The following is a 20,863-nucleotide window of genomic DNA, read 5'->3' as shown; positions in this document are numbered from 1 at the left end:
GTTTACACCTTCGCCACGAGTGGGCGACCAAGCAGGCCCTGGGGACGGAAAATCAGAATCACCACCAGCAGGGAGAAACTGAACACGTCTTTGTAGTCAGAGTTGATCAACCCCGAGAACAGCGACTCGGAGATACCGAGGATGATCCCGCCCAACATCGCCCCAGGCAGGGAGCCGATGCCGCCGAGTACCGCCGCGGTGAACGCCTTGATGCCGATGATGAAGCCGGCATAGAAGTCGAAGGTGCCGTAGTTGAGGGTGATGAGCACGCCGGCCAATGCCGCCATGGCGGCGCCGATGACGAACACATAGGAGATCACCCGGTCGGTGTTGATGCCGAGGATCGAGGCCATCTTGCGGTCTTGCTGGGTGGCGCGGCACATGCGGCCGAGCTTGGTGTACTTGATCACGTAGGTGAGCAACCCCATGCCGGCGAACGCCGCCACGAGGATGAAGACCTTGGTGTAGGTGAGCTGGACGAACCCTGTGCCGAAATCGACGCGCCAGGCGCCTGCCAGCAGGGTGGGAATGCCTTGTTGCTTCGCGCCCTGGGCGATCTGCGCGTAGTTCTGCAGGATCAGGGAGATACCGATGGCGCTGATCAGCGGTGCCAGTCGGGTGGAGTTGCGCAACGGTTTGTAGGCGACACGCTCGATGACCCAACCGTACACGCCGGTGACGACCACGGTGAAGATCAAGGTGCCGAGAATGAGCAGCGGGAAGGATTCGATGCCGAAGTAAGCCAGCAGTGCCAGACTGATCGCCGCGAGGTAAGCGGAAATCATATAAACCTCGCCGTGGGCGAAGTTGATCATGCCAATGATGCCATAGACCATTGTGTAGCCGATGGCGATCAGGCCATAGACCGACCCGAGGGTCAGGCCGTTGACCAGTTGCTGCAGGAAAATACCATCCATAACGCAATCTCACGCGGTGAGCACCTGCACACCGGGAGGTGTGCGGCGCTTCTGGAGGAAAAAACAGATTTCAATAACAACACCACTCCCCCTGTGGGAGGGGGCTTGCCCCCGATTGCGGTGCGTCAGTCATGCATGCGTTGGCTGACACTGCGCTATCGAGGGCAAGCCCCCTCCCACATTGGAACGGCGGCGCTCAGTCTTACTTCTGCTTTTCCAACTGATGGTATTTGCCGTCTTTATCCCACTGGTAAACCACGTAGTCGGAGATTTTCAGGTCGCCCTTGGAATCCCAGGCTTTCTCGCCCATGACGGTTTTCACCGGGTGAGCCTTGAGCCACTTGGCAGCGTCTTCGCCCTTGTTGGACTTGGCGCCGTTGAAGCCGGCGGCCAGGGCCTGGAGCGACGCGTAGGCGTACAGGGTATAGCCTTCAGGCTCGGTGCCGTTCTTGCGGAACTCTTCCACCACCGCCTTGCTGTCCGGCAGCAGGCGCGGGTCGGCGCCGAAGGTCATGTACACGCCGTCGACATATTGCTTACCGCCAGCGGTGGCAACCAGTTCGTCGGTGACCACGCCGTCATCGGACATGAACTTCACGTCTTTCAGACCCGCTTCACGGATCTGGCGAACCAGTGGGCCGGCTTCCGGGTGCAGGCCGCCGAAGTACACGACGTCGGCACCGGTGGAGCGGATCTTGGTGACCAGGGCGCTGAAGTCTTTCTCGCCACGGGTCAGGCCTTCTTCCAGCACCGGCTTGACGCCGCGCTTGGTCAACTGGGCAGCGGTGGCGTCGGCCAGGCCTTTGCCGTAGGTGTCCTTGTCGTTGATGACCGCGACTTTCTTGCCCTTGAGCACATCGACGATGTAGTCGCCGGCCACGATGCCTTGCTGGTCGTCACGCCCGCACATCCGGAACATGGCGCCCAGGCCGCGTTCGGTCACCTGTGGGTTGGTGGAGCCTGGGGTGATTGCGATGATGCCGGCTTCGTCATACACCTCGGACGCCGGGATGGTGTTGGAGGAGCAGAAGTGCCCCACCACGCCGATCACTTTGTCCTGGTCCGCCAGGCGGTTGGCCACGGCTACAGCCTGCTTGGGTTCGCAGGCGTCGTCGCCGGCCACCAGCACGATTTTCTCGCCGTTGATGCCACCGGCCTTGTTGATCACATCGGCTGCCGCCTGGGCACCTTTCATGTACTGCTCACCGAAAGCCGCGTTGGCACCCGTCATAGGGCCCGCCACGCCAATCTTCACATCAGCTTGAACAAACGTAGAAACACCCAGTGCCGCTGCAACGGCGAGGGCCAGAAAACCTTTCTTGTAAAACGTCTGGGACATGAGTGGTGCTCCGATATTTTTGATTTTTGGCACGACAACTTGCGTTCAAACTTTTCACTGAAAGCCCAGAGCAAAGCGCGTGCCATTAGGTTTTTATTCTTCAAAAAGACACGGTGTCATTGTTATTGCAGGCGTTTCGGCTCCGTTCGCCAGTACGTGCAACCCTCTAGCGTCCAGAGGTGCAACCAATGGATCGAAAAAGTACAACCTCGGCAGGTCGCACCTGCAACCAAACCTATAAACGACAGTTCCTACAGCTGTAACAGCCGGCGTAACGGAACTGCACATTTACAGTGCGCGACTGCTACGACTTGCACCAATACAGATTAGTAGCCTGCTAAGAAAATGCAGGCTTTTGAGCGGTATTTCGCTGATCAGATCACGATCCTCAGGCATTGGCCGGCGTGATACAGCGAGAAACCCGCCTCATAAAGACAGCTGCGTAACCCGACTGCCGACAACGGTTGCATCGGCGCAAAGGGAATCGGCAAGGCCTGGGGATTCTGGTGACACAAATAGTCGGCAAACGCCTTGCCGACCACACTGCCAGTGGTCACGCCACGGCCGTTATAGCCCGTTACGGCCACAATGCCCGGGGCGGGCTCGAACAGGCGCATCAAATGGTCCGGGGTAAAGGCGATGCAGCCGGTCCAGGTGTATTCCCACTGCACCGATTTGAGGTGCGGGAAGTAATGCTGCTGCACCCGATCGGCCCACGCTTTGAGGAACCAGGTGGGTTTCTGGTTGCCGTTGCCCAGGCTGCCGAGCAACAGGCGGCCGTCGGCGTCGCGGCGGATGCTGCTCAAGACCTGGCGTGTATCCCAGGAGCCCTGGCCGCCGGGCAAAATCTGTTCGGCGGCGGCGTCCGTCAGCGGGGCCGATGCGACCTGGTAGTAATAACCGGGGAAAAAATTGCGCCGCAGTTCAGTCCACTCACCTTCTGTGTAGGCGTTGGAGGCGATGACCACCTGTGCAGCCTGCACTGAGCCCTGGGCGGTCTGCACCGACCACTGCGCACCTTGGCGCTCAAGTTGAGTGACCGGCGAATGATCGAACAACTGCCCGCCCAGCCCGGCGGCAGCACTGGCCAGGCCACTGGTGTAGGCCATCGGGTTCAGAGTGCCGGCACGCCGGTCCAGCAAGGCGGCGGCGATTTTTTTAGTACCCGTGGCCTGCTCGCAGGCCTGGCCGGTGAGCAGTTCCACCGGTGCGCCACGGCGCTTCCACTGTTCTTCACGACTGCGCAGGTCCGCCTCGCCACGGGCGTTGTGCGCCATGTGCAAGGTGCCCTCACGGCGCAATTGGCAATCGATGTTGTATTTGTCGATCAGGCTGAACACCAGCGAGGGTGCCGCGCCCAGCATGCGGTTGAGCTGGCTGCCCACCGCCTCGCCGAAACCGGCTTCGATCTCGTCCGGCGGGATCCACAACCCGGCGTTGACCAGCCCCACGTTGCGCCCCGAACCGCCATGGCCAGTGCGATGCGCCTCCAGCACGGCCACGCTTTTACCCTGTTCCAGCAAATGAATGGCCGCCGACAGACCGGTGATCCCGGCGCCGATCACACACACGTCCACCTTGACCTCGCCGTTGAGCCCAGCGCGATCCGGACGGCTGGGGGTGAGGTGTTCCCATAAACATGTTTCGCGTAATGGCATTGCCAGACTCCGTGATGAAACCTAACAAACAGCTCGGTCAAATGTGGGCGGGGGCTTTCCCCCGATGGCGATGTGTCAGCCAACAGATGTACAGCTGATCCACCGCTATCGGGGGCAAGCCCCCTCCCACATTTTGATCTCATTCCAGCCAGCAGAATCAGTCGAATGTAATGCCTTGTGCCAATGGCAGCTCAAGCGAGTAATTGACAGTATTGGTCTGCCGACGCATGTACCCGCGCCACGCATCCGAACCCGACTCACGCCCGCCACCGGTCTCTTTCTCCCCACCGAACGCGCCGCCGATTTCCGCGCCGCTCGGGCCGATGTTGACGTTGGCGATACCGCAGTCGCTGCCCACCGCCGACATGAACTGCTCGGCTTCACGCACGTCGGTGGTGAAGATGCACGACGACAAACCTTGGGGCACGGCGTTGTTCAGGCGCAGGGCCTCGGCGAAGTCGGTGTAGCCGACCACGTAGAGAATCGGCGCGAAGGTCTCGGTGCACACCACATCGCTTTGCTCGGGCATTTCCACAATCGCCGGCGACACGTAGTAGGCATTCGGGAATGTGTCTTCCAGTTGGCGCTTGCCGCCGAACACCTTGCCGCCTTCGCTCAGGGCCTGCTCTAGCGCGTCCTGCATGTTGTCGAAGCCGTGCTTGTCGATCAGCGGGCCGATCAGGTTGCCTTCCAGCGGGTGGCCGATGCGCACCTTGGAATAGGCCGCCTTGAGGCGGGTGACGATTTCTTCCTTGACCGATTCATGGGCGATCAGCCGACGCAAGGTGGTGCAGCGCTGACCGGCAGTGCCAACGGCGCTGAACAGGATGGCGCGCACGGCCATGTCCAGGTCGGCGCTTGGGCCGAGGATCATCGCGTTGTTGCCGCCCAGCTCCAGGATGCTGCGGGCGAACCGTGCGGCGACTTTCGGCGCCACTTCGCGGCCCATGCGGGTGCTGCCGGTGGCGCTGATCAGGGCGACGCGCGGGTCGTCCACCAGCGCGGCACCGGCGTCGCGGCCGCCGATGATCACCTGGCTCAGGTACTCCGGGGCGCCGTCGAATTTTTTCAGTACACGCTCGAACAGCGCCTGGCACGCCAGGGCGGTGAGCGGGGTCTTTTCCGACGGTTTCCAGATCACCGCGTTGCCGCATACCAGCGCCAGGGCGGTGTTCCACGCCCACACCGCCACCGGGAAGTTGAAGGCACTGATCACGCCGACCACGCCCAGCGGGTGCCAGGTTTCACGCATATGGTGGCCCGGGCGCTCGGAGGCGATGGTCAAGCCGTACAATTGGCGCGACAGGCCGACGGCGAAGTCGCAGATGTCGATCATTTCCTGCACTTCGCCCAGGCCTTCCTGGGTGATCTTGCCGGCTTCCCAGGACACCAGCTCGCCCAGGTCGGTCTTGTATTCACGCAACACATCGCCAAATTGGCGCACCAGTTCGCCACGGCGCGGCGCGGGCACTTTGCGCCAGGCTTCGAATGCATGCTCGGCGCGACTGACCTGTTGCTCCACCTCGGCGGCGCCTTCCCAGTGCACACTGCCGATACGGCTGCCATCGATCGGCGAATGCACAGGTTGTTTACCCGACTGGTACAACGCCGGGTTTACCCCGAGACGATCAAGCAATGCGGCAACCATGGGTCACTCCTTCAATTTCAAACAGAAAATTCGCACCGTCACACACACGGCGATCCAGGCCTTATTTGTAGCTGGCCCAAGACTTGCCAACAAACGACGATTAGGCGAGATATCATTCCGTTTATTCATGCAAAGCATAAAAAGAGGCACGCCGTGCTGAACAAAAGACATTTGCCCTCGATCACCGCCTTACAGTGCTTCGAAGCCGCCACCCGCCACCTGAGCTTTACCCGCGCCGCCGAGGAGCTGAATCTCACCCAGAGCGCCGTGAGCAAACAGGTGGCGCAGTTGGAAGAATTGCTGCAACACCTGCTGTTTCGCCGGGTGCGCCGCCGTTTGCAGATGACTCCGGCAGGCGACCTGTACCTGGTGGAAGTGCGCAAGATCCTCACCCAGGTGGAGATGTCCACCCACTACCTGCGTTCCTACGGCGGCGAGACCGAAGTACTGCGCGTGTCCACGCCCTACACCTTCGGCGCGCGCTGGCTGGTGCCGCGCCTCAAGGGCTGGCGGCTGCGTCACCCGCAGATCCACCTGGACCTGTGCAACGAGCAGGAGCCGGACGAGCTGCTGCAAGGCAAGGCCGACATGGCCTTCTATTTCGGCCAGGGTTCACGCCCTGGCACCGAGAGCCTGAAGCTGTTCAGCGAAGAACTGGTGCCGGTGTGCGCACCGGAAAGCCTGCCGGCGCGGCCCTTCACCGACCCCACGCAACTCAGCGACCTGGTGCTGCTGCAAAACGCCTCGCGCCCCCAGGGCTGGCATGACTGGTTCGCCAGCCAGGGTTACCAGACCGAACACAGCTACCACGGGCCACGTTTCGATACCTTCTATATGTGCATTCGGGCGGCGCAGGTGGGCTGCGGCGTAGCCTTGCTGCCGCGCTTCCTGGTGGCAGAGGAACTGGCCGAGGGCAAACTGGTGATCCCCTGGCAACATGCGATGCCGAGCCAGGACGCCTATTACCTGGCCTACCCGGAGCATTCGGCGGAGGTGCCCAAAGTGCGTGATTTTGTGAAGTGGATGATGGAGCAGCTAGATGCCGACTGAAAAAACACTGGCAAACCGACCCACGTCTATGCGCCACTAGTCCCCTTTCTTAATTGTGCGTAAAGGTCGGCGCCCATCGCCGTCCCGTCTGGAGATTCCCGTTATGAGCGAGAGTGTGTTTGCCGATCGCATCGTGCAGAACTTGCTCGACACCGACTTCTACAAGCTGACCATGATGCAGGCGGTGCTGCACAACTACCCCAATGTGGAAGTTGAATGGGAGTTCCGTTGCCGTAACAGCGAAGACCTGCGCCCGTACCTGGCGGAGATCCGCTATCAGATCGAGCGCCTCGCCGAATTGAGCCTGAGCCCCGATCAACTGGGCTTCCTGGAGCGTATCAGCTTCATGAAGCCGGACTTTTTGCGTTTCCTTGGGCTGTTCCGCTTCAACCTGCGCTACGTGCAGACCGGCATCGAGAACGGCGAGCTGTTCATCCGCCTGCGCGGGCCGTGGCTGCATGTGATTCTGTTTGAAGTGCCGATGCTGGCCATCGTCAGCGAAGTGCGTAATCGCTATCGCTACCAGACGGTGATCCTCGAACAGGCCCGCGAACAGCTGTACCGCAAGTTCGACTGGCTGACCGCCAACGCCAGCAGCGACGAGCTGTCCGAGCTGCAAGTGGCCGACTTCGGCACGCGCCGGCGCTTCTCGTACCGCGTGCAGGAAGAAGTGGTCAGCGTGCTCAAGCATGACTTCCCCGGGCGCTTTGTCGGCACCAGCAACGTACACCTGGCCCGCGAGTTCGACATGAAGCCGCTGGGCACCATGGCCCACGAATGGATCATGGCCCACCAGCAACTCGGCCCACGCCTGATCGACAGCCAGATCGCCGCGCTGGACTGCTGGGTCCGCGAATACCGTGGCCTGCTGGGCATTGCGCTGACCGACTGCATCACCACCGACGCGTTCCTCGGCGACTTCGACTTGTACTTCGCCAAGCTGTTCGACGGCCTGCGCCATGACTCCGGTGACCCGGTGCAGTGGGCGGAAAAAGCCATCGCCCACTACCACAAGCTCGGCATCGAACCGATGAGCAAAACCCTGGTGTTCTCCGACAGCCTCTCGCTGCCCAAGGCCCTGGAAATATTCCGCGCGCTGCGTGGTCGGATCAATGTGAGCTTTGGCATCGGCACCAACCTGACCTGTGACATTCCGGGTGTCGAGCCGATGAGCATCGTACTTAAAATGACGGCCTGCAATGGCCAGCCCGTCGCAAAGATCTCCGATGAAGCGGGCAAGACCCACTGCACCGACCCGAATTTCGTCGCCTATTTGCGTCACGTTTTCAAAGTACCTGCCCTACCAAGCAAGGAGTGAATCATGCAAGCCGTACAGCGTGAGATTGCGCAGCAGCTCAAGGTCCAAGCGCCGTTCAACGACCAGGCCGCCCTTGAGGCCGAGGTTGCCCGCCGCGTGGCGTTTATCCAGGATTGCCTGCGCAAGTCCGGGCTCAAGGCGCTGGTGCTGGGCATCAGCGGTGGCGTCGACTCCCTGACCGCCGGCCTCTTGGCCCAACGTGCAATGAAGGAACTGCGTGAAAGCACGGGTGATGAGGCTTACCGCTTTATCGCCGTGCGCCTGCCTTACGAAACCCAGTTCGACGAAATCGACGCCACGGCCTCGGTGGACTTTATCGAGCCGGACGAGCGCCACACCGTGAACATTGGCCCGGCGGTCAAAGCCCTGGCCAGTGAGGTCGCGGCATTTGAAGGCAAGGCGGCGGTGTCCCGCGATTTCGTGCTGGGCAATACCAAGGCGCGCATGCGCATGGTGGCGCAGTACACCATCGCCGGCGCAGCCGGTGGCCTGGTGATCGGCACCGACCATGCGGCGGAAGCGGTGATGGGCTTTTTCACCAAGTTCGGTGACGGCGCGTGCGACCTGGCACCGTTGAGCGGGCTGGTGAAGAACCAGGTGCGTGCGATTGCGCGGCACTTTGGGGCGCCGGAGTCGCTGGTGGAAAAAGTGCCTACTGCGGACCTGGAAGACCTGTCGCCGGGCAAGCCGGACGAAGCGTCACATGGCGTGACCTACGCGGAGATCGATGCGTTCCTGCACGGCGAGCCGGTACGTGAGGAAGCGTTCAGGATTATCTGCGAGACGTATCGCAAGACGGAGCACAAGCGGGTCATGCCATTTGCGCCGTGAGGTAGGACGCCATCGGGGGCAAGCCCCCTCCCACACTTTGATTTGTGAACACATCCAAATGTGGGAGGGGCGGTGCGACGATTCGACTTGCCCCCGATGAACGATGATGCGGTGTTACTTGACGGTCACAGTGCCTTTCATCATCGAGATGTGGCCTGGGAACGAGCAGAAGAACGCGTAGTCAGTCCCGGCGGCCAGCTTCGACACGTCGAAGGTCACCGAGTCTTTCTCGCCGGCACCGATGATTTTGGTGTGGGCGATGATGCGGGTGTCGCCGTCTTTCAGGTAGTTCTTGTCGATACCGGCGGCCATGCCGTCAGTGGCAACCGGCTGCATGTCGGCGGCGCTGGTCAGCACCCAGTTATGGCCCATGACGTTTTTCGGCAGGTTGCCAGAGTGCGTCAGCTCGACGGTGAATGTCTTGCAGCTCTTGTCGATTTCGATGGCTTTGGTGTTGAAGGACATTTGGTCGGTGGAGTCGACAGTGACCTTGCACTCTGCAGCAAGCAACTGGCCGCTCGCCAGAGTCAGCAGGGAAACAGCAACGAGTTTGGCAAACATGTGAATCTCCAAGGCAGGGTTTAAAAAACGCGTAATGCGACAAGGGTGCCTGAAGCAGGCAGAAATTCTTATGACCTGAATCAACAGATTGTATACAACTTTAGGCTATCAGACTTATCGACACAATCAACCAGCCAAAGTGCCGCACGCTGATTATGATCGGCCCATCACCCACTGGAGTCCGAGCCATGCACCTCAATCAACTGTTCAACGGCCTGCTGGCCGCCTACGCCTGCGGTAAGTGAAGGCCAAGCGCGGTGCTAAGCTGCTACCATGGCAGCCCAAGGCAGCTGCGCGCCGCCACCCTCACCTTCGACCCTAGAGGATCGCCCATGGCCAAACCTAATTACTCCTTCGCCAAACGTCAGAGAGACTTGGCCAAGGAACAGAAGAAAGAGGAAAAACTGCAACGCAAGAAAGCCGCTGCAGACGAAGAGGCCGGCGCACTGAACCCGGATGCAGATGCTGAAGTAACGAGCGACGAGAGCGAAACACCAAAAGATCCGGCTGAATAATTTCCTTTGTGCTGAGCCGGCTGCTCCGGCTCGGCACAATCAACCATCATTCCAGCGGCATCACCGTCACCCGCACCTCCGGGTCATGGCTCCCTCCCCCCAGAATCACCCCCCGCAACGGCGACACATCGGAAAAGTCCCGGCCCCAGGCCAGGGTGATGTGCTCCAGTGCCGGCTGCACATTGTTCGTCGGATCAAAGTCCACCCAGCCTGAAACCGGGCAATACACCGAGACCCACGCATGGGACGCATCGGCGCCGATCAGCCGTGGCTGGCCGGGCGGTGGCTGGGTCAGCAGATAGCCGCTGATATAGCGCGCTGCCAGGCCGCGGGAGCGCAGGCAGGCGAGCATCAGGTGGGCGAAGTCCTGGCACACGCCGCGACGGCGCTCCAGCACTTCCACCAGCGGCGTGGCGACCTGGGTGGCTTCGGCATCGAAGGTGAATTCGCTGAAGATTTTTTCCATCAACGCCTGCACGCCCAGCAGCAAAGGCGCGCCAGGCGGGAAACAGCTTTCGGAGAACTGGACGAAGGTTTTCTTCAGGTGCACGTAGGGCGATTCGAAACGATAGCGGCAGGCTTCGATCAACTCGCCTGGCATCGGCTGGCTGCTGTAAGTCAGGCGGTCGCGGGTCTGGTCCCAGGCCGGCGATTGCTGGAAATCCAGCACCGGCCGCGCCAGCACTTCCACGGTCAGCCCGGCATTGACCAGCAGTTCGTCATGGGGCCGCTCGAATGCCAGGCGGGTGATCGGGTTGCCGAACACGTCCAGCTCATCGCGGCGCGACGACGGCTGCGGGCTGATATCCAGTTGCTGCGAGCTGCAGCGCTGCCAGGCGCACGGCCGTGGCCACAGGTGCGCCAGCTGCTGGGCCAGTGACACCGGGCTGTCGTAGTGGTAATGGGTATCGTGGAAAATCTGGTAGCGCGCACTCATCACACTGACACCGTTTGCTGGCTGACATCATCCACATGGGCAAAATGGCGCAAGGCCAGGCGATCCGACACTTGCCCACTCTCATCGGCCACCGCTTGCAGCAGGTCGGCCAGGCCGTCCAGCGCGGCACGCACGCTGGATTCGCCGAACAGCGGGTTCTCCAGGCAGCCCAGGTCGAAGCGCGCCAGGCGCTCCACCAACGGGCCAAGGCCGGTTTCACGCGGCACGCCAAAGTCATCGTTGAGACGGCGCAGGGTGCGGCTCACCAGTTTGAGCTGGAACAGCACCGCATGGGGGTTCTGTTCATCCAGCAGCAACAAATCAAGCACCGGGATCAACTGCGGCACCGCCAGGTAGCGCGAGCGATAGGTGATGCTGCTGTTGCCCAATTCCAACAACCACTCCAACCCGGCCTGATCGAACACGGCCACACCGCGCAGGAATGCCGCCAGGCTGCTGCTGAGGAATTGCAGGCGCTCGATGCGCCGGCCCATCATCAGGAAGCGCCAGCCTTCGTCGCGGGTCATGTCGTCCAGGGCGAACCCGGACAGCGCCGCCAGGGACATTACCAGGCGGTTGAGAAAGTCCAGCAACTCGCCAAAATCCGGTGACTCGCTTTCCAGCTCCAGGGCTTCACGTTGCAGCTCCACCAGGGCCTGCCAGTTCTCCCGGGACAGCTTGCCGCGCACCTGGGACGCCGCCCACTGCAAGCGTTGCAGGTTGGCGCGCAGGCTTGAGGGCCAGTCGTCACCGAGCAACGCCGCCAGCAGGCGTTCCGGCAACTCGCCCTCTTCCGGCAGCAAACGCAGGTTCTCGCCCAGCTCGACGGCAGCCTGCAAGGCCAGCGGATCGTCACCGTCCACATAACGCGCCAGCACGATGCGCAGCCAGCGCGCACTGTCATCACAGCGCTCGCAATAACGACCGAACCAGAACAGGTTTTCCACCACACGGGACGGCAGGTAAGGATCGCGGCGCACCAGGTCATGGGCGCCGATTGCGCGCTGTGCACGCCAATGTTCACCACCGGAAGCGCGCTCGCCGAGCACCCAGGTGTCTTTACTGGCACCACCGCGTTGCATCGACACCACTTCGGCATCGGCTTCGGCGGCCACTCGTGTCAGGCCGCCGGGCAACACGCGATAGCCCTCATCGCTGGCCACGGCGTACACCCGCATGCCGATGGCACGGTGTTGCAGGTGGTCATCGACGGTGTGCCACACCGGCGCCTGGGACAGCTGCGCCAGCTCCTGGGCGACGTACGCGTAGGGCCGCGCACGCATGCGCTCGGCCAGGGCCTGGCGCTGTGCGTCGTCCAGGTCGCGGCCAAATACCGGGGTGAAACTCTGCGACGGAAACGCAGGCTTGATCAGCAGCTCCGGCAGTTTCTCCAGCGCCTCGGCCAGTACCGGCGCTTCACCGCACCACCAGGTGGCGATGGACGGCAGGATCAGTGCTTCGCCAAACAGGAACTCGTTGATCTTCGGCAGGAAGCCCAGCAAGCCGGGGGATTCCAGCACACCGCTGCCCAGGGCATTGGCCACCAGCACGTTGCCTTGCCGTACCGCATCGAGCAGGCCGGGCACACCGAGGGCCGAGTCGGTGCGCAGTTCCAGCGGGTCGCAGAAGTCATCATCCAGGCGGCGCATGATCGCGTGCACCCGGCGCAGCCCACTGAGGGTTTTCAGGAACACCGTGCTGTCACGCACGGTGAGGTCGCCACCTTCCACCAGCGGGTAGCCGAGTTGGCGGGCGAGGTAGAGGTGCTCGAAATAGCTTTCGTTGAACCGGCCCGGGGTGAGCAGCACGATCAGCGGCGGCTGGTCGTCACCCGGCGCCTGGCGGGCCAGGGTTTCCTGCAAAGTGCGGAAGAAACCGGTGAGGTGCTGCACCTGCAAGTCGCGGTACAGATCCGGAAAGGCACGGGACACGATGGTGCGGTTTTCCAACGCGTAACCGGCGCCAGACGGCGCCTGGGTCCGGTCGGCGGTGACCCACCAGCGGCCATCTGGCGTGCGCGCAAGGTCCACGGCGTACAGGTGCAAAAAGGCACCGTCCGGCGGCTGGATACCCTGGCACGGCCACAGGAAATTGTTATGCCCGAACACCAACTCGGCCGGCAGCAAGCCTTCCTTGATCAGGCGTTGCGGACCGTACAGGTCGGCAAGCACGGCATTGAGCAAGCGTGCACGCTGGGCGATACCGGCGGACAGGTGCTGCCATTCATCGGCGGCCAGCACATGGGGCAGCAGGTCCAATTCCCAGGGGCGGTCGGCGCCCTTGGGGTCGGCGTAGACATTGTAGGTCACGCCGTTTTCCTGGATCTGCCGGGTCAGCAGCGCCTGGCGCTGGGCCAGTTGTGCGGGCGTGCTGCGTTGCAGGTGGTCGAGCAGGCGCTGCCAATGGGCACGCACTGCGCCGCTGTCGTCCAGCAGTTCGTGATAAGTGCCCGCGGTCAGCGGGTAACGGTCGAGCAAGTCGGACATGGAACGCTCGGCAGGGGCAAGGGGGCTCAGATTAACTCAAATTCACTGCAATCTACTGTGGGAGGGGGCTTGCCCCCGATGGCGGACTGTCAGGCAACAGATGGACAGCAGACACACCGCAATCGGGGGCAAGCCCCCTCCCACATTTAAACAGTGTTCAGTCATTTTTATTGGGGTGGCGCCGCATATCCAGGGTCATCGGTAATTCATCGTTGACGGTTACCGTCGGTACGGGAAGCTTGCCGGGGCTATGCCCAAGCCTGAAAAACCGCGCCATCCGCCGGCTCTCCGCCTCATTGGCATTTACCGGCAAGCTGTCGTAATTGCGTCCACCCGGATGGGCCACATGGTACTGGCAGCCGCCCAGCGAACGCTGCATCCAGGTATCCAGCAGATCGAACACCAACGGCGCATGCACCGGGATGGTTGGTTGCAGGCAGTTGGCCGGTTGCCAGGCGCGGTAACGCACACCGGCGACAAACTCACCAACGCGTCCGGTGGCTTGCAGCGGCACCGGGATGCCGTTGCAGGTCAGCAGGTAGCGTTGCGGTGGCAGCCCGGTCAGTTTGACTTGCAGGCGTTCCAGCGACGAATCCACATAGCGCACCGTACCGCCCACCGCGCCCTCCTCGCCCAGCACATGCCAGGGCTCCAGGGCCTGGCGCAGTTCCAGTTCGATACCGCTGACGGCGTAATCGCCCACCTTGGGAAAACGGAATTCCAGGTGCGCGGCAAACCACTCGGCGCGCAGCGGGTAGCCGGCGGCGTTGAGCTCGACGATCACGTCAGCGAAGTCCTGCTCGATGAAGTGCGGCAGCAGGAAACGGTCGTGCAACTCGGTGCCCCAGCGCGCCAGCTTCGGCGGTGCGTAGGGCTCGCGCCAAAAGCGCGCGACCAAGGCGCGCAACAGCAGTTGCTGGGTCAGGCTCATGCGTGCATGGGGCGGCATCTCGAATGCACGCAGTTCCAGCAGGCCCAGGCGGCCGGTAGCGCCGTCCGGTGAGTAGAGTTTGTCGATGCAGAATTCGGCGCGGTGGGTGTTGCCGGTCACGTCGATCAGCAGGTTGCGCAGCAGGCGGTCGACCATCCAGGGCGGGCATTCTTCGCCGGGAGCAGGCATTTGTGCGAAGGCGATTTCCAGCTCGTACAGTGCATCGTTGCGCGCCTCGTCGACCCGTGGCGCCTGGGAGGTCGGGCCGATGAACAAGCCGGAAAACAAGTAGGACAACGACGGGTGGTTGTGCCAGTAGCTGATCAGGCTGCGCAGTAGATCTGGGCGACGCAGGAACGGCGAGTCCTTGGGCGTGGCGCCACCGAGCACGAAATGGTTACCGCCACCGGTGCCGGTGTGGCGCCCGTCGATCATGAATTTCTCGGTGGTCAGGCGGGTTTGCCGCGCCTCTTCGTAGAGGAACTCGGTGCGCTCCACCAACTCGTCCCAGGAGGCGGATGGCTGCACGTTGACCTCGATCACACCCGGGTCCGGCGTGACGCGAAAGTTGCTCAGGCGCGAATCGGCCGGTGGCTCGTAGCCTTCGAGCAAGACCGGGCAGTGCAGTTCTTCGGCGGTGGCTTCGATGGCCGCCACCAGTTCCAGATAGTCCTCGACGCGCTCCAGCGGCGGCATGAACAGATAGAGCCGCCCTTCCCGCGCTTCGGCGCACAGTGCGGTGCGGGTCAGCCAGTCGGCGGACTCGTCCACCTTGGGCACGCGCTCATCACTCGGCGCAGGTTCGCCATGGCTTTGCAGTTGGGCGGTGGACGGCAGCTCGGGCTGATCCTGGTTAGGGTCCGTCGGGTGCACAAACGGATACTCGGCCGCCGTCACCCACGGCTGCGAGGCCAACGGCAGGCGATAGCCCAGGGGAGAATCTCCCGGCACCAAACGGCAGTGGTTATCGCGCAGGTACCAGCGGCCACTCTGCCAACGATCATTGGCAGGCGTACGCGCCAGCGGCAGTACTTGCCCGATGATTTTATCCAGGCCCTGGGCAAACACCTTGCGCAGGCGTTCGCGCTCCAGCTCATCGCCCAGGCGCGGGTCCTGGGCAGTGACGTTCTGCGGCAGCGCGCCTTCGCGCCACAGGTAGTAGAAATTGTCTTCGAAGGCCGGGAACACAAAGCGTGCCGGCAGCTTAAGGCGCTCGGCGACGCTGGCCAGGAAACGCCCGGCCATCACGCCGTCCGCACCGTAATCCTCTCGCTCATCGGCGATCAACGCGCTGTTGTGCCAGATCGGCACGCCGTCACGGCGCCAGTAGCAGTTGAGCGACCAGCGCGGCAGCTGTTCGCCGGGGTACCACTTGCCCTGGCCGAAGTGCACCAGCCCTTTGGGCGCGTAGTGCTTGCGCATGCGCTGGAACAGCTCGGCGGACAGGCGGCGTTTGTCCGGGCCGAGGGCGGCGGTGTTCCATTCGGCGCCGTCGGGATCGTCGATGGAGACAAAGGTCGGCTCGCCGCCCATGGTCAGGCGGACATCGTCCTTGAGCAGGTCGCCATCGATCTGCCGTCCCAGTGCCTGGATCGCCAGCCACTGTTCCTCGGTGTAGGGCTTGGTGACCCGTGGGGCCTCCCAAATCCTCTCTACAGACATTTCGTGGGTGAATTCACACTCGCAGGGTTCCACCAGCCCACTGATCGGCGCGGCAGACGAGGGATCGGGACTACAGGCCAACGGGATATGCCCTTCACCGGCGAACAACCCAGAGGTGGCATCCAGGCCGATCCAACCGGCACCGGGCAAATACACTTCGCACCAGGCGTGCAGGTCGGTGAAGTCCACTTCGGTGCCGGACGGGCCGTCGAGGGCTTTGACGTCGGCGGTCAACTGGATCAGATAGCCAGACACAAACCGCGCCGCCAAGCCCAGGTTGCGCAGTAATTGCACCAGCAGCCAGGCCGAATCACGGCAGGAGCCGGAGGCGTTTTCCAGGGTGAATTCCGGCGTCTGCACGCCCGGTTCCATACGGATCAGGTAGCCGATATCGGCCGCCAGGCGCTGGTTGAGGCCCACCAGGAAATCCACGGCCGGCAATGGAGTACGGTCGATGCCCGCAAGGTAGGCCGCAAACTTCGGCGTCAGCGGCAGGGTTTCCAGGTACGGCGCCAGCTCGCGCTGTTCATCGGCGGCATAGCTGAAGGGGATTTTTTCGGCGTAGGGCTCAAGGAAAAAGTCGAACGGGTTGAACACCGCCATCTCGGCGACCAGGTCGACCTCGATGCGCAGCTCATCGGTCTTCTCCGGGAACACCAACCGCGCCAGGTAATTGCCCTGGGGGTCTTGCTGCCAATTGATGAAGTGCTGCTCGGGCAGCACTTTCAGTGCGTAGGACAGAATCCGCGTGCGGCTATGGGCGGCCGGACGCAACCGTACGATCTGCGGGCCGAGTTCGACAGCGCGGTCGTAGCGGTAATGCGTAACGTGGTGCAACGCGACATGAATCGACACGGCGGCCTCCTGCGAGCCAGGGCATGGACACAAAGCGCGCAAGACTTATGCCAGAGCGGCGGTCATTGCGCTTTATCGTGGGACCCGGTGCAGTACAGCACCAAAACGGCGCCAACGGCGATGCTCTGGTGCAAGTGACGCACATATTTGTGGCGCGGGTGTGAAGGTGGGTGGGGAATCTACCCAATCAGCCGGTTTTGCGCTTGGCGATCACGGCTTGGCGCAGGTGGCGGATCTCAAGCAGCTTCTGACGCATCTCTCGTTGAACCTTGCTGTTAAGTGTCAATAATCCGAGCAATGGGAATAACAGCGCCAACCCATAAAGAATTTTGTGAGGCTGGAATTGAATCATCGGAACTACAAACAGTAGACAGGCGACGTAGATGCCGACCATCACCCACACCCAGGAGGGGCGGCCCCGCAAAATCATAAAGTTGCTATGGACCGTCAACAGAATGAGCAGCGCCCCGGCAGACATGATCTTGAGCCCCACTTGAGCAAGGGGCACATCACGAAAATAGGTGACAAAGGCCAGCGCCACAGCCAACGCCAACGAAAAGTAAGCAGCGAATACACCGCCAAGAAACGTCAGAAAGTAATGCCTGAAAAAGTCGCGTAGCGTCATTAACTCGTTCATTCGTTTATTTCCTCGTACAACCCTATCGCGATGGTATTGACGTTTCCGGAGTACGCACTCCCGCCAAATCCTATGGTTGCGCCGAGGACGTCTTTGATCTGGGTAGTGGTGCTGTGCTTGAGCTGCGTAGGGGTGAAACGCTTGGTGAGTTCGCCCGACGCCTGCCTCAACTTGAGCATCTTCGCGGTCAAGCTGGGATGGTTGATGCTGAGCAGCTCTTTCGTCAGCTTGGCTCTTTCCTGGCGATTCAAACCGCGAAGCACGTCACGCAGGCTCTTGCCCGTCGATGCTTTGGCAGCCCTGACCAGCTTGACCGTCGTCAGGGCCGAACCGCCTACGCCGGCCAGTGATACGGCGTCCAACACAACGGATGCATTCTGGTACCAGCCCTCACTGTCGAGCCAATCGTTTACCTCCGGTTTGGCGACCTCCAGCGCTGTTCGAGCAATGCCGTTGAAACACTGGAGCGAACTTGCACCGGCAGCCGCATATCCCACCACAACGATGACGGAACTGGCGCCGGCACTGAAAGGCACCAGAATGGTTCCACTGGCGATCGCAGCCCAGCTGATGACAGCCCCCAGGCAGGAGATTCCGGTATTGACGGCTTCGCCAATCAGTCGGGACTCTCGAGGATTGCTCACGACATGTTGAGCAAACTGCGTCGGCGCAATGTACTTCTGTGCTTCACGCAAAATGATGCGCTTAGGCTTGATGCTGCAGATGGGCTTGAATTCGCGCAGGGTGATGACGTTGAAATCGGCGTCGATGTATACGACGCCTGCGCCAACGATACCTGGATCGGAGTCAATGGCCGCGAACAGGCGTGGCAGGTTGATCTGGCTTTCGATGCGTTGGCGCGCCATGAACTGCGAGCGGTTGGAGTCCATGCCGATGGAGGCCAGGGGGTTAGCCATGAGTGTTCTTCCTTGAGAATGATGGTGACCAGGCGGGCCCCATCGCGGGCAAGCCCCCTCCCACATTTGGAATGCGGTCGAATGTGGGAGGGGGCTTGCCCGCGATAGCGATTTAATGGGCGCCACCTTAGCAAACAGGTTACCCAACAGCTAGAAAGCAAAACGCCAGCACGAGGCTGGCGTCTGGCATGTTCAGGCTGTGATCAACGTGGCACGACCGGCTTGCGCGCAGGCTTGCCGCCCTTGCCCTTGGCCGCATCGGCGCGTTCCTTGGCGGCCTGCTTGTTGCGCGCCTGGGCCGCGGCCTTGGCTTGTTCGCGCTTGTCCCACGGGTTGCTGCCGTCACTGCCACGCGGCGGCAGGCCGGTGTGCTGGGTGAGGATCCTGGTGGTGGTTTCCTTGGCGACCTTGTGGCTGCCGGCCGGCGTCGAGTTCTTGCGACGGGCGCTCTGGTAGCTGTCGGTGCTCGGCTGGTGCAGCGGGATCAGTTGGTCCTTGCCCGGCCCGATCAGGTCGGCGCGGCCCATGCGGGTCAGTGCCTCACGCAGCATCGGCCAGCCTTTCGGGTCGTGGTAGCGCAGGAACGCCTTGTGCAGGCGGCGCTGCTCTTCGCTCTTGACGATGGTCACCGCGTCGCTCTTGTAGGTCACCTTGCGCAGCGGGTTCTTGCCCGAGTGGTACATGGCCGTGGCGGTGGCCATCGGCGACGGGTAGAACGCCTGCACCTGGTCGGCGCGGAAGCCGTTGCCCTTGAGCCACAGCGCCAGGTTCATCATGTCTTCATCGGTGGTGCCGGGGTGGGCGGCGATGAAGTAAGGAATCAGGTACTGCTCCTTGCCCGCTTCCTTGGTGTACTTCTCGAACATGCGCTTGAACTTGTCATAGCTGCCAATGCCCGGCTTCATCATCTGGTTGAGCGGACCTTCCTCGGTGTGTTCCGGGGCGATCTTGAGGTAGCCGCCGACGTGGTGGGTGACCAGCTCTTTCACGTATTCCGGCGACTCGACGGCCAGGTCATAACGCAGGCCGGAGGCGATCAGGATCTTCTTCACACCCGGCAACGCACGGGCGCTGCGGTACAGCTGGATCAACGACGAGTGGTCAGTGTTCAGGTTCGGGCAGATACCGGGGAACACGCACGACGGCTTGCGGCACGCGGATTCGATCTCCGGGCTCTTGCAGGCGATGCGGTACATGTTGGCCGTTGGGCCGCCGAGGTCGGAGATCACGCCGGTAAAGCCGGGGACCTTGTCGCGGATCTCTTCGATCTCGCGAATGATCGACTCTTCGGAACGGTTCTGGATGATGCGGCCTTCGTGCTCGGTGATCGAGCAGAAGGTGCAGCCGCCGAAGCAGCCACGCATGATGTTCACCGAGAAGCGGATCATGTCGTAGGCCGGGATTTTTTCCTTGCCATACACCGGATGCGGAACACGGGCGTAAGGCATGCCGAACACGTAGTCCATTTCTTCGGTGGTCATGGGAATGGGTGGCGGGTTGAACCACACGTCCACTTCGCCATGCTTCTGCACCAGGGCGCGGGCGTTGCCTGGGTTGGTTTCCAGGTGCAACACGCGGTTGGCGTGGGCGTAGAGCACGGCGTCGCCACGGACTTTCTCCACCGATGGCAGGCGGATCACGGTCTTGTCGCGGGTCATTTTCGGGCTGGCCAGGATCTGCACGACCTTGGCTTCTTCCGGGTCTTCAACCGGGCCTTTTTCCTGCTCGATGGCACAGGCCTGGGTGTCCTGGGTGTTCACGTACGGGTTGATGATCTTGTCGATCTTGCCCGGACGGTCGATACGCGTGGAGTCCACTTCGTACCAGCCGGCCGGCGTGTCACGACGGATGAACGCGGTGCCGCGCACATCGGTGATGTCTTCGATCTTGTGGCCCCACGACAGGCGCTGGGCAACCTCGACGATGGCGCGTTCGGCGTTGCCGTACAGCAGGATATCGGCGGTGGCGTCGATCAGGATCGAGTTGCGCACCCGGTCCTGCCAGTAGTCGTAGTGGGCGATGCGACGCAGGGAGGCTTCGATGCCGCCGAGTACGATCGGCACGTTCTTGTAGGCTTCCTTGCAGCGCTGGCTGTACACCAGGCTGGCGCGGTCCGGGCGTTTGCCGGCCATGCCGCCTGGGGTGTAGGCGTCGTCGGAGCGGATTTTCTTGTCGGCGGTGTAGCGGTTGATCATGGAGTCCATGTTGCCGGCCGCGACGCCGAAGAACAGGTTCGGCTCGCCGAGCTTCATGAAGTCGTCTTTGGATTGCCAGTTCGGCTGCGCAATGATCCCGACGCGGAAGCCCTGGGACTCCAGCAGCCGGCCGATGATCGCCATGCCGAACGACGGATGGTCAACGTAGGCATCACCGGTGACGATGATGATGTCGCAGGAATCCCAGCCAAGCTGATCCATCTCCTCCCTGCTCATCGGCAGGAATGGCGCTGGACCGAAACATTCGGCCCAGTACTTGGGATAGTCAAATAACGGCTTGGCTGTTTGCATGACGGTGACCGGTGTTGAGATGGAAAATCGCGGGCGCGGAATATAGCACAAATTTTGACCAATTCCGACGGCAATGGTCGGCTTTTGCCGCACC

General features: G+C 61.9%; 15 protein-coding genes. 4 read left to right on the top strand and 11 right to left on the bottom strand.

Annotation, left to right across the window (positions count from 1 at the left end; genetic code table 11):
- Positions 1-2: 2 nt before the first annotated feature.
- The 4 genes from M2497_RS03675 to M2497_RS03660 all read right to left on the bottom strand — a co-directional run bounded on the left by M2497_RS03675 (position 3) and on the right by M2497_RS03660 (position 5,562).
- Positions 3-917, bottom strand: a complete 915-nt coding sequence (locus M2497_RS03675; RefSeq protein ID WP_248485878.1) for a branched-chain amino acid ABC transporter permease LivH — start codon at positions 915-917, stop codon at positions 3-5.
- 202 nt (positions 918-1,119) lie between these two features.
- Positions 1,120-2,256 carry a branched-chain amino acid ABC transporter substrate-binding protein gene (locus tag M2497_RS03670; protein ID WP_248485877.1) on the bottom strand — a complete coding sequence of 379 codons (1,137 nt, stop codon included), beginning with the start codon at positions 2,254-2,256 and terminating at the stop codon, positions 1,120-1,122.
- 374 nt (positions 2,257-2,630) lie between these two features.
- Positions 2,631-3,914, bottom strand: a complete 1,284-nt coding sequence (locus M2497_RS03665; RefSeq protein WP_248485876.1) for an FAD-binding oxidoreductase — start codon at positions 3,912-3,914, stop codon at positions 2,631-2,633.
- 157 nt (positions 3,915-4,071) lie between these two features.
- Positions 4,072-5,562, bottom strand: a complete 1,491-nt coding sequence (locus tag M2497_RS03660; RefSeq protein ID WP_248485875.1) for an aldehyde dehydrogenase family protein — start codon at positions 5,560-5,562, stop codon at positions 4,072-4,074.
- A 153-nt stretch (positions 5,563-5,715) separates the two neighbouring features.
- On the opposite strand from M2497_RS03660, the gene M2497_RS03655 reads away from it, so the two are divergent.
- The 3 genes from M2497_RS03655 (at position 5,716) to nadE (ending at position 8,761) form a co-directional block, all read left to right on the top strand.
- Positions 5,716-6,612 carry a LysR family transcriptional regulator gene (locus M2497_RS03655; protein WP_248485874.1) on the top strand — a complete coding sequence of 299 codons (897 nt, stop codon included), beginning with the start codon at positions 5,716-5,718 and terminating at the stop codon, positions 6,610-6,612.
- A 103-nt stretch (positions 6,613-6,715) separates the two neighbouring features.
- A complete protein-coding gene (gene pncB / locus M2497_RS03650; protein ID WP_058423444.1) occupies positions 6,716-7,930 on the top strand; it encodes a nicotinate phosphoribosyltransferase in 1,215 nt (404 codons plus the stop codon).
- A gap of 3 nt (positions 7,931-7,933) precedes the next feature.
- Positions 7,934-8,761 (top strand): ammonia-dependent NAD(+) synthetase, encoded by an 828-nt coding sequence (gene nadE, locus M2497_RS03645; RefSeq protein ID WP_248485873.1) that lies wholly within the window; start codon positions 7,934-7,936, stop codon positions 8,759-8,761.
- A gap of 114 nt (positions 8,762-8,875) precedes the next feature.
- Here nadE and azu read toward each other — a convergent pair whose 3' ends face one another.
- Positions 8,876-9,322 carry an azurin gene (azu, locus tag M2497_RS03640; RefSeq protein ID WP_071491658.1) on the bottom strand — a complete coding sequence of 149 codons (447 nt, stop codon included), beginning with the start codon at positions 9,320-9,322 and terminating at the stop codon, positions 8,876-8,878.
- A gap of 332 nt (positions 9,323-9,654) precedes the next feature.
- Here azu and M2497_RS03635 point away from each other — a divergent pair, with 332 nt between their 5' ends.
- Positions 9,655-9,837, top strand: coding sequence for a hypothetical protein (locus M2497_RS03635; protein WP_071491659.1), 183 nt, complete (start codon positions 9,655-9,657; stop codon positions 9,835-9,837).
- Between the two features lie 46 nt (positions 9,838-9,883).
- Here M2497_RS03635 and M2497_RS03630 read toward each other — a convergent pair whose 3' ends face one another.
- From M2497_RS03630 to M2497_RS03605, 6 genes are all read right to left on the bottom strand, one after another.
- Entirely contained in the window at positions 9,884-10,774 is an 891-nt protein-coding gene (locus M2497_RS03630; protein WP_248485872.1) for a transglutaminase family protein, read from the bottom strand.
- Positions 10,774-13,260 (bottom strand): circularly permuted type 2 ATP-grasp protein, encoded by a 2,487-nt coding sequence (locus tag M2497_RS03625; RefSeq protein ID WP_248485871.1) that lies wholly within the window; start codon positions 13,258-13,260, stop codon positions 10,774-10,776. The genes M2497_RS03630 and M2497_RS03625 overlap by 1 nt, the downstream gene beginning before the upstream one ends.
- 157 nt (positions 13,261-13,417) lie before the next feature.
- Positions 13,418-16,708 carry a transglutaminase family protein gene (locus M2497_RS03620; RefSeq protein WP_248485870.1) on the bottom strand — a complete coding sequence of 1,097 codons (3,291 nt, stop codon included), beginning with the start codon at positions 16,706-16,708 and terminating at the stop codon, positions 13,418-13,420.
- A gap of 187 nt (positions 16,709-16,895) precedes the next feature.
- On the bottom strand, positions 16,896-17,345 hold the full coding sequence (locus M2497_RS03615; protein ID WP_248485869.1) for a hypothetical protein: 450 nt from the start codon (positions 17,343-17,345) through the stop codon (positions 16,896-16,898).
- A complete protein-coding gene (locus M2497_RS03610; protein WP_248485868.1) occupies positions 17,342-18,262 on the bottom strand; it encodes an NAD synthetase in 921 nt (306 codons plus the stop codon). The genes M2497_RS03615 and M2497_RS03610 overlap by 4 nt, the downstream gene beginning before the upstream one ends.
- A gap of 203 nt (positions 18,263-18,465) precedes the next feature.
- Positions 18,466-20,769, bottom strand: a complete 2,304-nt coding sequence (locus M2497_RS03605; RefSeq protein WP_248485867.1) for a YgiQ family radical SAM protein — start codon at positions 20,767-20,769, stop codon at positions 18,466-18,468.
- Between the last annotated feature and the right edge of the window lie 94 nt (positions 20,770-20,863).

The organism is Pseudomonas sp. CYM-20-01 (assembly GCF_023169845.1).
GTDB lineage: Bacteria > Pseudomonadota > Gammaproteobacteria > Pseudomonadales > Pseudomonadaceae > Aquipseudomonas > Aquipseudomonas azotoformans.
The sequence above is the reverse complement of the archived record's forward strand: the minus strand, read 5'-3'. Positions and strand labels throughout refer to the sequence as shown.

Coding starts and splice junctions, on each gene's coding strand:
- M2497_RS03675 (WP_248485878.1), bottom strand. CDS start 917: ATGGATGGTATTTTCCTGCAGCAACTGGTCAACGGCCTGACCCTCGGG.
- M2497_RS03670 (WP_248485877.1), bottom strand. CDS start 2,256: ATGTCCCAGACGTTTTACAAGAAAGGTTTTCTGGCCCTCGCCGTTGCA.
- M2497_RS03665 (WP_248485876.1), bottom strand. CDS start 3,914: ATGCCATTACGCGAAACATGTTTATGGGAACACCTCACCCCCAGCCGT.
- M2497_RS03660 (WP_248485875.1), bottom strand. CDS start 5,562: ATGGTTGCCGCATTGCTTGATCGTCTCGGGGTAAACCCGGCGTTGTAC.
- pncB (WP_058423444.1), top strand. CDS start 6,716: ATGAGCGAGAGTGTGTTTGCCGATCGCATCGTGCAGAACTTGCTCGAC.
- nadE (WP_248485873.1), top strand. CDS start 7,934: ATGCAAGCCGTACAGCGTGAGATTGCGCAGCAGCTCAAGGTCCAAGCG.
- azu (WP_071491658.1), bottom strand. CDS start 9,322: ATGTTTGCCAAACTCGTTGCTGTTTCCCTGCTGACTCTGGCGAGCGGC.
- M2497_RS03635 (WP_071491659.1), top strand. CDS start 9,655: ATGGCCAAACCTAATTACTCCTTCGCCAAACGTCAGAGAGACTTGGCC.
- M2497_RS03630 (WP_248485872.1), bottom strand. CDS start 10,774: ATGAGTGCGCGCTACCAGATTTTCCACGATACCCATTACCACTACGAC.
- M2497_RS03625 (WP_248485871.1), bottom strand. CDS start 13,260: ATGTCCGACTTGCTCGACCGTTACCCGCTGACCGCGGGCACTTATCAC.
- M2497_RS03615 (WP_248485869.1), bottom strand. CDS start 17,345: ATGAACGAGTTAATGACGCTACGCGACTTTTTCAGGCATTACTTTCTG.
- M2497_RS03610 (WP_248485868.1), bottom strand. CDS start 18,262: ATGGCTAACCCCCTGGCCTCCATCGGCATGGACTCCAACCGCTCGCAG.
- M2497_RS03605 (WP_248485867.1), bottom strand. CDS start 20,769: ATGCAAACAGCCAAGCCGTTATTTGACTATCCCAAGTACTGGGCCGAA.